Genomic DNA, 15,175 nt, shown 5'->3' on the forward strand with positions numbered 1-15,175 from the left:
AGGAGAGGACCATGAATAGTATTAGTTTTCCGAAATTAGGGATAGAATTAAATTTAAACAACGTGGCGTTTCAAATTGGTGATTTCCAAGTTTATTGGTATGGCATTTTAATTGGGCTTGGATTGATTTTAGCGATTTTATACGCCTATCGTAACAGCAACCGGTTTGGCGTAGATAATGACAGGATGTTTGAGGTAATCATCGGCGGTTTAATCGGCGGCATTGTTGGGGCCCGGCTGTACTATGTTATCTTTAGCTGGGATATGTATAAAGACGACCTGCTTTCCATCTTTTCCACCCGAAGCGGCGGATTGGCGATTTATGGAGGGATTATCGGTGCCCTGCTCGTTGGCGGACTTGTATGCAAATTCCGAAAAGTCAAACTGGCACCTATGTTTGACTTAGCTGGTTTAGGGTTTTTAATCGGACAAGGAATTGGACGCTGGGGGAACTTCTTTAACATTGAGGCTTATGGCTGCAATACCAACCTCCCTTGGGGGATGTTTAGCCCAAAAATTCAAAGTGAATTGTACAGCAAAATGGATTATCTCAACAGCATTGGCATGAGTGTTGACCCAACGCAACCGGTTCACCCTACCTTTTTGTATGAATCCATCTGGTGTTTGGCTGGATTTGTACTACTCCATATCTACAGCAAACGCCGTAAATTTGATGGGGAAGTCTTTTTGATGTACCTGGCTTGGTACGGATTTGAACGCTGCATCGTGGAGGGTTTGCGTACTGATAGTCTGATGCTGGGACCAATCCGTGTTTCCCAATTGCTCGCTGGAGTGCTAGTCGTTTTGGCTGTTATTGCGATTATCCTCATCCGCAGAAAATATGCAGGGGTAGACCATTCTCTACTATATGCAGATTCGGACGAATGGAAGCAATGGCTGGCAAAAAAACAGGAATCCGAAAGTAAAACAGAACAAGCAGAAAAAATAGAGCAGCAGCAGGCTGTATCAGAGGGCAGTCCCGTCATTCAGGAAAACGTCCAGTTGGCTGAGCAACCGGAAACGGTTTCAACAGATTCGGATGAAGTCTCTACAAAACAAGAAAATCAATCCAATACAATCAATGAATCACAGGAGGAACAAGACGATGAGTCAGTTAATTGATGGGAAAAAGATTTCCGCTCAGGTAAAAGAAGCGGTAAAACAGGAAGTTGCTACCTTAAAACAACAGGGGATTCCAGTTGGTCTAGCGGTTGTTCTGGTGGGGGATGACCCAGCCTCCAAGGTATATGTTGGTTCTAAAAAACGTACCTGTGAGGAACTTGGTATTCATTCGGAAGAATACCTGTTGCCAGCCTCCACAACCGAGGAAGAACTGCTGGAACTGGTGAAAAAACTGAACCAAAGTACTACAGTAAACGGGATTCTGGTACAGCTTCCATTGCCAAAACAAATCAATGAGGAAACGATTTTAAATGCGATTGACCCAATCAAAGACGTGGACGCGTTCCATCCTTATAATGTGGGGAAAATCATGATTGGCGATTTTGACTTTCTGCCTTGTACTCCAGCGGGGATTATGGATCTGATTGCCTCCACCGGTGTGGATTTAACCGGTAAACAGTGCGTTGTCATTGGACGCAGCAATATTGTAGGAAAGCCAATGGCGATGTTGATGCTGCACCAAAACGGCACAGTTACTATCTGCCACTCCAAAACCCAGAATTTAAAGGAAATTACCAGTAAAGCAGATGTTTTAATTGCCGCTGTAGGCAAAGCTAACTTTGTAACTGCTGATATGGTAAAACCAGGCGCTGTTGTCATTGACGTTGGGATGAACCGCTTGGAAAATGGTAAATTATGCGGCGACGTCAAATATGACGAGGTACAGGAAGTTGCGGGTTATCTGACACCAGTACCAGGTGGAGTAGGGCCAATGACGATTGCCACCCTGATGCGCAACACAGTTACCGCAGCCAAATTGCAGCACAAAAGAAACCAAAAATAAAGGTTGACAAACCGTTTTATCATATGTTACAATAAAAAAGCCGCATACGTTGGGCTATAAGTGCGCCCGTGCGCCGCCTTCCTGTAGCGAGTTCTTAAAGAAAGTAGGAAAAAACTGATGTACGCAATTATTGAAACAGGCGGAAAACAATACCAGGTTTCTGTTGGCGACGAAATCTTTGTAGAAAAGTTGGATGCAGAAGCAGAATCCAATGTTACTATCGACAAAGTAATCGCTGTAGGAAAAGAAGACGGTATGGTTGTTGGAGCTCCTTATGTTGATGGTGCTTCCGTATCTGCTACTGTTGTGAAAAACGGCAAAGGCAAAAAAATTACTGTTTTCACTTACAAACCTAAAAAAGACTCCAAACGTAAAATGGGTCACAGACAGCCATATACCAAACTGAAAATCGAAGCAATTAACGCTTAATGATACAGTTTCGGCTGGCCGAGAGAAACGGCAATTTCGTTGGTTTTTCGGTTTCCGGACATGCAATGTTTGACGAGGCAGGACGTGATATTGTGTGTGCTGCAGTGAGTTCAGCAGTACAGTTAACCATAAACGGTATTACAGAAATCCTCCATCAGACACCGACTGTCCAGGTAACGGAAAACAACATTCAACTGGTCTTTGACGGCAAAAAAGTGGAACCAGAGGCGCAAAGTTTTTTGCAAGCCCTTGCGTTGCACATCCGTTTGTTGTCAGAAGATTACCCAGGAACTATTTTAATTACCAAATCGGAGGTGTAAGTGCTATGTTAAGAATTAGTATGCAGTTCTTTGCTCATAAAAAAGGTGTTGGTTCTACCAGAAACGGACGTGATTCCGAATCCAAACGTTTGGGCGTAAAACGTGCTGATGGCCAGTTTGTATTGGCTGGTAACATCCTCGTTCGTCAAAGAGGAACCCACATTCATCCGGGCGAGAATGTAGGTCGTGGTTCTGATGATACTCTGTTTGCTTTAACAAACGGTAAAGTAAAATTTGAACGTGTAGGCCGTGACCGTAAAAAAGTTAGCGTATACGCAGACTAATTTTATTTGATGAATGAATAAATCCTGGGAATCCTCTCAGGATTTATTTTTTTACAAAACCGTTTTTATTGCGATGGTTTTGGAATAATAAGGGGAAACAGAATATAGGGCTGTTTGTTACCAGCTCTATTTAAGGCATCAATCCCAATACCAATTGGATTGCATGTAATCTAAAAATAGTATTGTGATTTTTCTAACTTGTTAAAGATCCCATAAAATTGTTTTAGCTCCCCTTTACAAAATACTGGAAATGGTATAAAGTAAAAAAGCTAAAATAATTTTGTCCAAATCAATCATCCATTGTGATGATGTCAGTAGATTGTGAGGACTAAAATTATGTTTATTGATGTTGTAAAAATTAAAATAAAAGCTGGTGACGGCGGTGATGGCGCCGTTGCGTTCCACCGGGAAAAATACGTGGCTGCTGGCGGTCCGGATGGCGGCGATGGCGGAAAAGGGGGGGACATTATCTTCCAAGCTGATGACCATCTTTCCACCTTGATTGATTTTCGCTATAAAACCAAATATGCGGCCGAGCGGGGCGAAAATGGAAGCGGCCGTAACTGTACCGGAAAAAATGGGCAGGATTTAGTGATTAAAGTCCCACGGGGAACAATTATCCGTGAACTGCAAACCGGAAAAATCATGGCAGATATTTCCGGGGATGAACCAGTCATAATTGCCCATGGAGGCCGTGGAGGAAAAGGCAACGCTCGTTTTGCTACTCCTACTAGGCAGATTCCCCGTTTTTCCAAACCAGGGTTTGCTGGGGAAGCGTTTGAGGTACAGTTGGAATTAAAACTGCTAGCGGATGTTGGACTGGTTGGTTTCCCGAATGTGGGAAAATCCACCTTGATTTCGGTGGTCAGTGCAGCTAAGCCAAAAATCGCCAACTATCATTTTACCACCTTAACCCCGGTATTAGGGGTTGTTAAAATAGATGAAGGGAATTCCTTTGTCATGGCGGATATTCCTGGGTTGATTGAAGGTGCCAGCGATGGCGTTGGATTAGGCCATGACTTTTTGCGCCATGTAGAACGTTGCCGTTTAATCGTCCATGTAGTGGATGTTTCCGGCAGTGAAGGCAGGGACCCTATTGAAGATTTTAATTTAATCAACCAGGAACTAAAGAATTTTAGCGAAGATTTAGCCCAGCGTCCTCAGATTGTAGTGGGCAATAAATCCGATATGGCAACTCAGGAACAGATAGATACATTGCGTACCTATATTGAACAACAAGGTTACCACTTTTTATCTATTTCCGCCGCTACTACCTTGGGGACAAAAGAATTGGTATCTACCATTGCCAATGCGTTGCGGGATCTCCCACCAATCCGTGAATATGAACCCGATTATGTTCCGCTGGAAATCAGCGAGGAAGAACAGCAATCCTTTGAAATCCGATTGGAAGATGGCATTTATTATATTGACGCACCGTTCTTGGAACGTATTTTGCGCACAGTCAATATTGATGATTATGAGTCATTGCAATACTTCCAGCGTGTGTTGCGTAACACAGGGATTATCGCGCGGTTAGAAGAAATGGGCATCCAAGAAGGGGATACTGTTGACCTGTTTGGATGGCAATTTGATTTCGTATATTAATAGAGAAGGGCAGTGGTTTTACGTTACCATTTATAAAACCAGACACCCAGCCAAAACAGTACAGCCCATTGACCCTGGCTTTTTTAGGGGACGCTGTATTTGAACTGCTGGTTCGTGAATATATTACATCTTCAGGCAGTATGCCTGTGAACAAGCTGCATCAAAGGGCAGTTAAAATTGTATGCGCTTCTTCCCAATGTAAAGCGGTTGAGTTTTTAAAAGAGTATTGGACCGAAGAAGAAATGGATATCTTTAAACGGGGAAGGAATGCTACTGGCAACCATGTGCCAAAAAGCTCCCACCCCAAAGAATACCGTGCCGCAACAGGCTTAGAAACCTTATTTGGGTATTTATACCTAAAAGGCGACATAGAGCGTATAAATGAATTATTTTTGCTTATGATAAATAATATGGATTTTTCGTAATCCAATATACGCCGGAGAAACATGTTGTTACCGTTTTCCAGCGTCCTAAATGGCAGTATTTTATCCACTTTTGTGGTAAAGATAAAGGGGCGTTTTTTCTATGCAGCAAAGCAAAGTAAAAGCATTGGTTAAGGATTATTTGATGATTGCCATCGGGTCTGCGATTTATGCACTAGGTGTTTCTATCTTTATTGTGCCATCTAAAATCGCGTTAGGAGGCGTTACTGGTATCGCTGCGATTCTCTATCAATTGACAGGCTTTCCAGTTGGTACTGCTTCCTTAATTATCAATATCCCGTTGATTGTCATTGGATTTTGGAAATTGGGGCACCAGTTTATTTTCAAAACATTTTTCTCTTTGGCGACCTTTACTTTGTATGATATGGTACTTTCCCAGTTTACCTATCCGGAATTTGATAAAATGTTGACAGCTTTGTTTGGCGCTGTATTAATTGGCGTAGGGATGGGGCTACAATATTCTTATGGGGGCTCCACTGGCGGTACAGATATTTTAAACCGTTTGATTCAAAAAAAAGTTCCCCATGTTCAGCTCGGTAATGTTGTATTGCTTACCGATGCGGTAGTTATCGCTGCGTCTGCCATTGTATTCCGTGAAATGGAAACCATCCTGTATGGTATTATTGTGGCATTTATTCACTCGAAACTGATTGACTATGTGATTTATGGTACAGATATGGGAAAGATGATTTTAATTATTACCAACCATGGGAATGCTGTTTCAAAAGCCATTATGGATAAGTTGGACCGAGGTTGTACCGTGTTGGAAGGGAAAGGTGCCTATTCAGGAGATGGCCGAACAGTATTGTTGTGTGCAGTTACACGGAATGAATTTTACCGCTTAAAACACATTGTAAAAGATGCGGATGAAAATGCGTTTATGATTGTTACAGATGCGTCGGAAGTATCTGGATATGGATTCCAATCAGCGGAAGATAAATTAAAATAGGTACTTTTTAACACTTTTATGATAAAAAAACAAACCGGCGGATTTTTCGTCGGTTTGTTTCGGATTTTTTCTTTTTTAATTAAATATTATCTGAAATCTTCAGAAGGTTTTTTATTCTGTGGTTGATTTTGTTTTTTGTTGGTTGGACATTGTTGTTTACGGTTTTCAGGAGCATAATTGTTTTTGTCCTGTGTATTTGGAGTTTGATTTTTACTCATATTTATCACCTCACTTACAGTGTTATTATGTGATGGAAAATTTGTTTTATACAAAATAGGATAGGAGTTTTTTATGGATTTCAATTCCATTTTTTTAAATAAAATGAAAATACTATTGAGGGATGACTATCCTCAATTTTTGGAGAGCTATCAACAACCGCCAACCCGTGGTGTCCGTGTAAATACCTTGCTAGGGGATGTGTCACAGTTTTTAAAATATTCTAACCTGAAATTATCTCCAATCCCCCATTGTCCGGAAGGATTTTATCTGGAACAAGGGGAAGGCATTGGACATCTTCCCCATCATCATGCCGGAGCGTTTTATGTACAGGAGCCATCCGCAATGACGGCGGTTTTAGCTTTGGATCCCCAACCTGGGGAAACAGTCTTAGATCTTTGTGCGGCACCAGGAGGGAAATCTACCCAGATTGCAGCTCGGATGCAGGGAAAAGGCGTTTTGATTACCAATGAATATGTAGCCAACCGTGCTAAAATCCTTCTTTCCAATATTGAACGGATGGGAATCCAAAACGCAGTAGTCACCAATGCCCATCCAGAACAGCTATGCCAGCAATTAGATGGTATGTGTGACCGTGTGCTGGTGGATGCCCCTTGTTCTGGGGAAGGAATGTTCCGAAAGGACGCCAACGCGATTGCAGAATGGACGCCGGAACATTCATTGAGCTGTGCCAACCGCCAGCTGGAGATTTTAGAGAGTGCAAAGCGGGCAGTCAAGCCAGGGGGTGTTTTGGTGTATTCCACCTGCACCTTTTCATTAGAGGAAAATGAAATGGTGGTGTGCGAATTTTTAGATCGTAACCCTGATTTCAGCTTGGAACAAGTTCCAGCCTGTATTGGACAGCCTTCCCGTCAGAATTGGTTGGATGTTCCGTATGATTTGAGTAAAATGCACCGTGTATTCCCCTATCAGGGTGGGGAAGGGCACTTTGTAGCAAGGCTGCGAAAGGAAGGGGAATCCAGCTTTTCCCTCCAACCCAGCGCGAAATCACAGGATATCCCATTGTTCGCCCAGTTTTGGGAGGAAACATTCCAGGATACCTTGCCGGATACCGTTGTATTAAATCGAGATATGGTTTCTATCCTGCCTACCCAAATGCCTGTTTTGCATGGGGTAAAGGTATTACGTGCGGGTGTTCTGGCAGGACGTGTGGTAAAAAATAGGTTTGTTCCAGAACATCATCTGATGAAATGCCACTTTGATATAAAAGCAGAAAAATGCCTTAACCTGTCTTTTCGGGATGAGCGGGTGTTCCAGTACTTAAAAGGGATGGAGATCAGTTGTGATCCCGGACAGAAAGGATACTGTGGTATCTGGGTGGACGATTATCCATTAGGGCTAGGAAAAGCCTCCAATGGACGGATGAAAAACCATTATCCAAAGGGATTGCGTGAATTCTCTTAGTATGCTATAATAAATTAGATATTGTTCCACAGTTTTTGTGGATAGGAAGCCATGTGTAGCCAAATTGGCTTGTAATAAGACTAAATGAAAGGAATCTATCGATATGTCAGGACATTCTAAGTGGAGTACAATCAAAAGGAAAAAAGAAAAAACCGATGGCCAAAAGGCAAAAATATTTACGAAGATTGGCCGTGAAATGACAGTTGCTGTTCGGGAAGGCGGACCAGACCCAGATAACAACAGCAAATTACGTGATTTGATTGCCAAAGCGAAAGCGAACAACGTACCAAATGATAATATCGACCGCATTATTAAAAAAGCGGCTGGTGGGGAAGATAAAAACAATTACGAAAATATCATTTACGAAGGATATGGTCCAAATGGTGTTGCGGTAATTGTAGAAGCTTTGACCGATAACAGAAACCGTACCGCATCCGATGTGCGCCATTATTTTGATAAATTTGGCGGTAATTTGGGGACAACAGGTTGCGTATCTTTTATGTTTAACCCTAAAGGGGTCATCGTCATTGAAGGGGAAGACCTGGACGAGGACAAAGTAATGGAAGATTGTTTAGAAGCTGGCGCGGATGATTTTGAGTTTAGTGATGGCTGCGCTCAGATTGTGACAGCACCATCCGATTTTTCCGCTGTACGGGATGCGTTATCTGAAAAAGGATATACTTTCACTACCGCACAGGTAGAACAAGTTCCAGAAACTTATACCACTTTAACCGATGAGGATAGCAAATTAAAAATGAGTCGTTTGCTGGAATGCTTAGAAGACAATGATGATGTACAGGAAGTTTGGCATAACTTAGAGAATGTAGATGAACTGTAAAAAATAAATGGAGCCCCTGCTTTTTCGTGTTACAAAAAGCAGGGGTTTTTGTCGCTTAAAGAGGACAATCCTAGGGAGTAGATAAAATAGCTTTGTTTGAAAATTATGATAGAAGATTTCAAACCCAATAAGAAACAAGGCTTTGCTAAAGAGGGGATTAGCAAGTTGTTAGGGAAAGTTAAAATTACAGGTGGCATATAAAGTACGGAAACTAGTTACAGGAAACCTATCTTCAGCCCTCTAAAAGATTTGTTTACGATTGGATTTTGGCTGTTACGGAAACTTCTGGTTTTACCGGGAAAGTTCTACAAACAGTTTTTGTTTCCAATTTTGAGCGAAATAAATGTTTTGAAAAGGTATTACGAACCAAAATAGAACGGAACAAAATTTTTGAAATATTAGGATAATAGATGTAAATGGAGGAAATTTTTTGTGCCTTTGATACCTTTTAGAGTGATTGATTCGTTGGTAAGTTGAGATTAGTCTCCAAAAAGCAAGAAAAATCCTGATGCGGATGGAATGAACCATCCACATCAGGATTTTTTATTTCACTTACACAGTGAAAAAATAAGCTTTTTTATATAAAAAAGTATTATTTTTTCTTTTTCAGGGTTACTACTGCAGCGCCTGCCAATACCAGTGCCATTACTCCTGCGATTGGTGCAACATCACCTGTTTTGGCTGCGTTTGCTTTTGTTGTGGTAGATTCTTGCCCTGTTTGTGTACTATCCGCTTTGTTGTCATCTGGTGTTTCGGTAGATGGTTTTTCTACTGCTACTAGACCTTTCATCGCTTCTTGTACACTTGTTACTGCTGCGTCTACTTCTTCTTGAGTTGCGTTTTCGTTCGCCATTACTGCGTTCGCTTCTGCTACTGCTGCTTGCAGTACTGCATAGCTTTCCGCTGTATATGCGTTCGCATCTTTGCCGTTGGCTTCCGCAATTACTTTTTCCAGGATGGATTTATCCGCTTTGTATCTCAGGTTCAGCATCGCGTTCAACAGATTGGTTTCTGCTGTTTCGATTTCTGCTTGCATTGCATTGTCTTTATCCGCTAATAAATCTTGCGCTGCTTTCAACGCTTCTAAGAATTCTGCCTGACCTGCTTCTACAAAGTCATTCATGTCATAACCTTCTGCCAATGCAACCAGAGCTTCTAAGGAAGTAATATCACCTTTGACAAAGCCCAGTTTATGGATTTCTGTCATCAGTGCTTTCCATGCTGCATCTACAGTTTCTTGGGTTGCCATTTCATCTTTTGCGACTAATTTTGCTGCATCCAATGCTGCATTGAAGGATTTTTGTACATCCGCAATGACATTATTGAATTCATCAGATGCTTTTTGTTGCTCTGCATATGCAATTACTTTGTTTAAAATATCTTTATTTGCATTGATTGGTTCTACGATGGTAATTGGGATACGGTCCATTACTGGTAAGCCGTTGGTGAAACGTGCTACTACATAAGCGGAACCAGCGGAACGAGGTACCAGGATAGGTGTATTTGTATCTGTGCCGATCAAATCCGCAATATCTGATACAAATCCATTTTCATCCTCAATGCTCCAACGGATATTGTTGTTCGCCAAATCAGATGGGGTAACATTTGCGTTCAGCTGAACGGAATCCGTATTGGTGGTGATGATGTCAGGAGCATCTACCATATCAACTTTAATATCACCAATATTGATGGATTCTGTTGTAACATAGGAAACACGGGTTTCAGCCAACTGTACATAGTGAGCTTTGGAAATTTCATCAAAGGATGGCATACCAAGTTTGTAAACAACCAGCCGTAAGGTGGTTGTATGAACGGTATCAAAGTTAATTTCATATGGTGCCATACCTGGGTTTGGACAATCTTTAATGGTAAAGATGGTTTCAAACTCACCTGTTTGTTCATTTTTCGCCTGTAAATCAAAGTCTACCGGGAAGTTTGCGGAATCACCAGAGTTCTTTTCGTTTGCGTCAACGTCAGAACGAGGGTACATTACAAATTGGTTGATATCCTGTGGGCTATCAAAAGTAAAGTTCATCCAGAATGGGTCGGCGGAGATATCGTTTTGTCCGTTTGGACGTGCCGCTGAGGTAAAGCCTTTAATACCGCCTTCCGAACCACGGCCTTCAGAACGCAGTTTTCCATCTGTTAAGTTGGAAATGCTCCATGCGCCTGCGTTGGCAGCAAAGTCTTTTACGGTAATTTCAGCGGATGTTGCCATATTATCAGGTGCCGCTGGAACTGCGTAAACTTCTACTTCGCATAACTGGAACCGATAAGGACGTGCTCCACCTACATCGTCGATTGCAGGAGAACCAAGTTTGGTTGGAATAATACGGATATAGCGTCCGTTTTGGATGCCAAAATCTAGTACTGCTGGTTGACCCTGTGGATTTTCTACATCTTTGAAATCCCCAATGGTACGGTAAATATTATCACCGTCCATCTTGTATTCAATGCGGTAATCTACTGGGAAGTTTGGAGATTCTGTACCACCATTTGCGCCAGCTACGTCAGTACGTGGGTAAAGCATAATCTGGTGGAAATCGGTATCTTTTCCAAGGTCGATTTCAATCCACAAATCTTCGTTGGAAACATCGGCGGAGGCATAGTTTTTGGAAGTATAACCTTTCACGCCGTCTACTGCGGAAGAACCTGTGGAAGTTTGTAAACCATCTGTTAATTTGTCAGGACCCCATTGTGCGCCTGCGCCATCCGAATTGGCAGCAGTTACGGTTTTACCCAATGCCAGGTTATCGGATTTGGCGGCAATAGTGGATTTAAAGTTGGCAATTAAACTGTAATCACGGTTCATTGCAACATAAACAGGTTCTGGGCCTGTTGTTAAATCTCCACTAAAACCTTCCGCGCGGTAGTCAGTACCTGCAACAGGTTCAATTACAACATTGCTGCCTTTTGGATAGGTGCGGTTTAATGGTAATTTTTCTACAGTACCATTTACTTTTACAGAACCATCTCCACCTTCTGCTTCAATGTTTAACACAAATTCACTGGTGCTTTGGTCGTTGTTGTACAGTTCCAGTTCTGTCAATTGTACACGGTATTTTAAATTTCCACCTTCTGTTACAGGTGAACCCAATTTTGTAGTAGTTATTTTAATATAACGTCCATGCTGTGTACCCAAATCCAATGTAACAGGTTGTCCCATTGGATTGTCACCATCGGTTACCTGTTTGCATTCTTTATACTCTGTAGAGCCATCTTCACAAACAGAAACTTGATAACTTTCTGGGAAACAAAGGGTTTCTCCGTTATCACCTTTTTGGTCTGTTCTAGGATAGAGGACAAGGGTGTCAAAATTACGGTCCCTGCCCAAATCGATCACTAATTCGTGAGGAGTTTCGGTGATATCCTGGTTTGTATATGCCTGTGAGGTGAATCCAAGCTGTCCATTTGGCCCAACTGTGGTATAGCCATCGGTCAGGTTGGTTGGATCCCAAGATTGGCCTTCCGAATAAGAATTGTTAGCAGTTACAGGTTTATTGTAAGCTAAATTTTCTTCCCCAATATATTCTGGAATTACAGTAAGGTTTACATTTTCCTTGCCATCCAGAGTGATTTCCCGTTTGGAACTGAACAGGTCACCTGACCATGCGATAAACCGGCAACGGGAATCTTCCTGTTCCCCTGCGGTTAAAGTGACAGGTTCGCCTTCTACCACTGGGATTTTTGCTGGAAGTTCAATCGTTTTATCACCAGTTTGTACATACAATCCAGAATCTTCTGGAGCATCAATTGTTACAATGCGGTATGTTTTATCTGTTTTTTCAGAGAAAGAAGCATCAATAGTGGTATTTGCCCCCATGGTAAAGGTCATTGCGTTTTCAAAGGAAGCATAAGTACCGCTAAAGCCATCAAATACCATGCCATCATTTGCGATAGCTTCAATGGATACTTCTTCTCCACTTGCGATCGTTTGGGTAGATGGAGTGGTAATTTCTTTTCCATTTACAAGCAATTTTCCGCCTTCGTTGCTGTTAACTGTTAAGGTATAGCTTTCTTCTGTACCTGCTGGTTTTACAGCGGAATCAAAGGTGTAGTTGCCAGCAACTACGTCAAAATAAATATATTGCGCGTCGTTACCCACATAGGTAATGCCTTCTACTGTGTTGGTAGCAGCGCCATCTTCAAACAGAACGGTTCCGTCCAAAGAAACAGTGGTGTTTTCCATATCAAAGCGTGGAACACCAATGCGTGCGGCTACTTGTGTGTTTACATTCAGGGATTTGCTGTTGTCTTGATTTTTATCCAACCGTACAGCAATTGTTTCCCCTGCTGGTGTTTCCAGGCTGCCTTCCACATAGCTCAGGTCTGCCGGTAAGTAAGGTTTTACCTGAACGCCAGTGTAGTTGACGTCGTTATAAGTGATACCAGCCAGATAAGCCAGGAACATTTTTGCTGGGTAAGCAGTCCAAGCATGGCTGTGGGAGTTGATTGTTTCAAAGCCTTCCCAACAGGTCTGATATCCATCTGCAACCATACGGCCCCATTCTAACCCTGTAGTACGGGTCATGATCTCGTAAGCTGCTTCTTTGTGGGAGTCGTTACCTTGAAGCAGAACGTGGAGGACTGGTTTTGTCAGGATAACTTTAGAAGGTAATACAGAAGTGGATTCCAATTCTGTTTTTGCGATATAGTCCAGTTGCTGGGTGCGCAGGGATTCCGGAGCTTGTCCGAGGAAAATCGCAAATGCGGTTACCCCTGGGTTCCGTTTTTCGCTGCCATAGCTGTCCATATAAATACCGGTTTCTGGGTCAATCAGGTTAGCGGTAATTGCTGCGCTGATATCTTCGGCTTTTTGGCGATAGCTAGCTGCTTCTGCGTCTTTACCAAGTACTTCAGAGATCAATGACATTTTATCAAACACATCATACATATGTAAATTCATAGTAGTTTGATATTTACCAGAGTCATCGACAATCGAAGATGGCCAGTCACTAATGGACCAAAGTGGAGGTTTTGTCATCAAACCGGTGCCGTCAATGTATTCTTCCCAATGGGCTGCGGCTTTTTCCGCTACCTCATAAAATTCCTCTAAAGCGTCAGTTTTTCCAGTATAATAATAGTATTGATACAATAGATCTGGGTAACGCATATCATATTCTGGAATCTGATTTGAGAAGTTTTCTACCGTGGTAGGTGTAATAAATGGGAATTGTCCATTTTCATGCTGTGCGCCGGAGAAGTCCAGCAATGTTTTATAAAGGAAATCGCTGTAATCAGAAGCAAATGCGTAGGAGAATAAATCGTACTGCATTTGAGCATCCCCCAGGTATTGTGACTGTTCCCGGTGAGGGCAGTCAACAGGCATGTTCTGGGTGTTGTTGTACTGGGTGTTGATGCACATCTGATAAATTTTGTTTGCCATATCATCAGAAGAACTGAAAGTAGAGGTGTTTTCAATACCGGAAGAAGCCCATTCTACCTGGAATTCGGATGGGTCAATCATTTCTGGCAATCCAACGACTTCTACATAACGGAATGCTTTGTAAGTAAAGTCCGGACAAAATTCTTCTACATCGTTACCAGAGAAGGTGTAATAGTCACAGTAATTTTCGCTACCTTCATTGGCAACATTGTGTTTTACACGGCCGTCCGCGGTAAGGTCTTCGGAATAACGCATACAAATACGGGTACCTGCTGGTGCGGAGGTTTTAATCCGTGGGAAACCAGATACAATTTTGCCTACATCGAATACCTGAACCCCTGGTTCCTGTACGCCAACTGGGGTTGGGGTAATCATTTCATGCACAGTACCTTCTGGAATCTGCTGTTCCCGCATTTTCCATGTGGAAGCTTCGGTTTTTGCAGGGATAGCATCCACCCAGCTTCCTGCGGTATAGGAAGTAGTATCATAATCATAGCGGGCAAATGCCAGAGGGTCAGGCATTTTCTGCGCGTCGTAATCCAACTGTGCTGTCATCCTACGGCTTTGTTGGCTTGGTGTGTTTCCTTTAAAAGGAGTTTCTGCCAATGCGTCCCAGCTGGAATCGGTTACAATGGTTTCGGTGGAATTATCCCCATAGGTGACAGTGATATCTGCCCAGAAGCCAGGCACACCATTGATGTAGTTCATACCACCATCGCCCAGGTATTGTACCATAGAAGCAAAAGCAACCTGGGTTGGATTTGCCTGGTCTAACAACTGGTTCAACTCATCACCAGTAAGGGTATAATGCAAATAGTTTTTGTTGTCTGGGATGGTAGAAGTTGCTGGGGAACAAAGCCCAGAGAGCAGGTTCCCATTAAAATAGAATTTTAAATAGTTATGTGCGGAAGTTTTAATGTCAATACTGGTTGGCATTTCTTTTAAGTCCACACTGCGTCTGAAATAAGAAACACTGTTTTTGGTGATTGTATCACTACTCCAAATCCAGTTGTCCGACTGGATATAGGGAGACTCATGGCTGTTGGTAGATTCTGCAGCTGCTGGGAATAATCCCGGTTGCACCATTATGCCCAATACCATTGCCAGAGTAAGAACAATGCTTAAAAAGCGTTTTGTTTTACCCATACATTTCTCCTTTTGCTCTTTTTATAACTAAGTATAAAAAGCAACTTCATTCATTATTTGTTAACAATTGGTATCTCTTTTCCTCCCCTGTAGCAACTGCCCTCCTTTGTCGTTATTTAGAAAAGAAAATATCAATGGATAACCTAATTTAAGGTTACAATAAAAATTA

12 protein-coding genes are annotated in these 15,175 nt (G+C 42.2%); 10 read left to right on the top strand and 2 right to left on the bottom strand.

Features of this window, described 5'->3' with window-relative positions:
• Positions 1 to 11: 11 nt before the first annotated feature.
• The 8 genes from lgt to BQ2683_RS07765 all read left to right on the top strand — a co-directional run bounded on the left by lgt (position 12) and on the right by BQ2683_RS07765 (position 5,995).
• Positions 12 to 1,121, top strand: coding sequence for a prolipoprotein diacylglyceryl transferase (lgt, locus tag BQ2683_RS07730; protein WP_069988427.1), 1,110 nt, complete (start codon positions 12 to 14; stop codon positions 1,119 to 1,121).
• Positions 1,105 to 1,965, top strand: a complete 861-nt coding sequence (folD, locus tag BQ2683_RS07735) for a bifunctional methylenetetrahydrofolate dehydrogenase/methenyltetrahydrofolate cyclohydrolase FolD (RefSeq protein WP_069988428.1) — start codon at positions 1,105 to 1,107, stop codon at positions 1,963 to 1,965. Before lgt ends, folD begins: the two co-directional genes overlap by 17 nt.
• Positions 1,966 to 2,082: 117 nt before the next feature.
• Positions 2,083 to 2,394: a 50S ribosomal protein L21 gene (gene rplU, locus BQ2683_RS07740; protein ID WP_069988429.1), complete on the top strand. Its 312-nt coding sequence runs from the start codon at positions 2,083 to 2,085 to the stop codon at positions 2,392 to 2,394.
• Complete coding sequence (locus BQ2683_RS07745; RefSeq protein WP_069988430.1) at positions 2,394 to 2,714, top strand: ribosomal-processing cysteine protease Prp; 321 nt, start codon at positions 2,394 to 2,396, stop codon at positions 2,712 to 2,714. Before rplU ends, BQ2683_RS07745 begins: the two co-directional genes overlap by 1 nt.
• 5 nt (positions 2,715 to 2,719) lie before the next feature.
• On the top strand, positions 2,720 to 2,998 hold the full coding sequence (gene rpmA, locus BQ2683_RS07750; protein ID WP_069988431.1) for a 50S ribosomal protein L27: 279 nt from the start codon (positions 2,720 to 2,722) through the stop codon (positions 2,996 to 2,998).
• Between the two features lie 336 nt (positions 2,999 to 3,334).
• Positions 3,335 to 4,603, top strand: a complete 1,269-nt coding sequence (gene obgE / locus BQ2683_RS07755; RefSeq protein ID WP_069988432.1) for a GTPase ObgE — start codon at positions 3,335 to 3,337, stop codon at positions 4,601 to 4,603.
• A 68-nt stretch (positions 4,604 to 4,671) separates the two neighbouring features.
• Positions 4,672 to 5,028, top strand: a complete 357-nt coding sequence (locus BQ2683_RS07760; RefSeq protein WP_235843903.1) for a Mini-ribonuclease 3 — start codon at positions 4,672 to 4,674, stop codon at positions 5,026 to 5,028.
• Between the two features lie 100 nt (positions 5,029 to 5,128).
• Positions 5,129 to 5,995, top strand: a complete 867-nt coding sequence (locus tag BQ2683_RS07765; protein WP_069988434.1) for a YitT family protein — start codon at positions 5,129 to 5,131, stop codon at positions 5,993 to 5,995.
• A gap of 86 nt (positions 5,996 to 6,081) precedes the next feature.
• Here BQ2683_RS07765 and BQ2683_RS13740 read toward each other — a convergent pair whose 3' ends face one another.
• The gene (locus BQ2683_RS13740) at positions 6,082 to 6,213 is read right to left on the bottom strand and encodes a hypothetical protein (protein ID WP_268873772.1); all 132 of its coding nucleotides are present in this window, start codon (positions 6,211 to 6,213) and stop codon (positions 6,082 to 6,084) included.
• A 73-nt stretch (positions 6,214 to 6,286) separates the two neighbouring features.
• Here BQ2683_RS13740 and BQ2683_RS07770 point away from each other — a divergent pair, with 73 nt between their 5' ends.
• Together BQ2683_RS07770 and BQ2683_RS07775 are read left to right on the top strand one after the other, a co-directional pair.
• On the top strand, positions 6,287 to 7,636 hold the full coding sequence (locus tag BQ2683_RS07770; protein WP_069988435.1) for an RsmB/NOP family class I SAM-dependent RNA methyltransferase: 1,350 nt from the start codon (positions 6,287 to 6,289) through the stop codon (positions 7,634 to 7,636).
• Between the two features lie 103 nt (positions 7,637 to 7,739).
• Entirely contained in the window at positions 7,740 to 8,474 is a 735-nt protein-coding gene (locus tag BQ2683_RS07775) for a YebC/PmpR family DNA-binding transcriptional regulator (protein WP_069988436.1), read from the top strand.
• Between the two features lie 592 nt (positions 8,475 to 9,066).
• Here the strand turns inward: BQ2683_RS07775 and BQ2683_RS07780 are convergent.
• Positions 9,067 to 15,006, bottom strand: coding sequence for a family 78 glycoside hydrolase catalytic domain (locus tag BQ2683_RS07780; protein ID WP_069988437.1), 5,940 nt, complete (start codon positions 15,004 to 15,006; stop codon positions 9,067 to 9,069).
• Between the last annotated feature and the right edge of the window lie 169 nt (positions 15,007 to 15,175).

Origin of the sequence: Massilioclostridium coli, assembly GCF_900095865.1 — a bacterium.
GTDB lineage: Bacteria > Bacillota > Clostridia > Oscillospirales > Ruminococcaceae > Massilioclostridium > Massilioclostridium facile.

Bases quoted from the DNA above. Each gene is read 5' to 3' on its own strand.
- lgt (WP_069988427.1), top strand. From the start codon at position 12: ATGAATAGTATTAGTTTTCCGAAATTAGGGATAGAATTAAATTTAAAC.
- folD (WP_069988428.1), top strand. From the start codon at position 1,105: ATGAGTCAGTTAATTGATGGGAAAAAGATTTCCGCTCAGGTAAAAGAA.
- rplU (WP_069988429.1), top strand. From the start codon at position 2,083: ATGTACGCAATTATTGAAACAGGCGGAAAACAATACCAGGTTTCTGTT.
- BQ2683_RS07745 (WP_069988430.1), top strand. From the start codon at position 2,394: ATGATACAGTTTCGGCTGGCCGAGAGAAACGGCAATTTCGTTGGTTTT.
- rpmA (WP_069988431.1), top strand. From the start codon at position 2,720: ATGTTAAGAATTAGTATGCAGTTCTTTGCTCATAAAAAAGGTGTTGGT.
- obgE (WP_069988432.1), top strand. From the start codon at position 3,335: ATGTTTATTGATGTTGTAAAAATTAAAATAAAAGCTGGTGACGGCGGT.
- BQ2683_RS07765 (WP_069988434.1), top strand. From the start codon at position 5,129: ATGCAGCAAAGCAAAGTAAAAGCATTGGTTAAGGATTATTTGATGATT.
- BQ2683_RS13740 (WP_268873772.1), bottom strand. From the start codon at position 6,213: ATGAGTAAAAATCAAACTCCAAATACACAGGACAAAAACAATTATGCT.
- BQ2683_RS07770 (WP_069988435.1), top strand. From the start codon at position 6,287: ATGGATTTCAATTCCATTTTTTTAAATAAAATGAAAATACTATTGAGG.
- BQ2683_RS07775 (WP_069988436.1), top strand. From the start codon at position 7,740: ATGTCAGGACATTCTAAGTGGAGTACAATCAAAAGGAAAAAAGAAAAA.
- BQ2683_RS07780 (WP_069988437.1), bottom strand. From the start codon at position 15,006: ATGGGTAAAACAAAACGCTTTTTAAGCATTGTTCTTACTCTGGCAATG.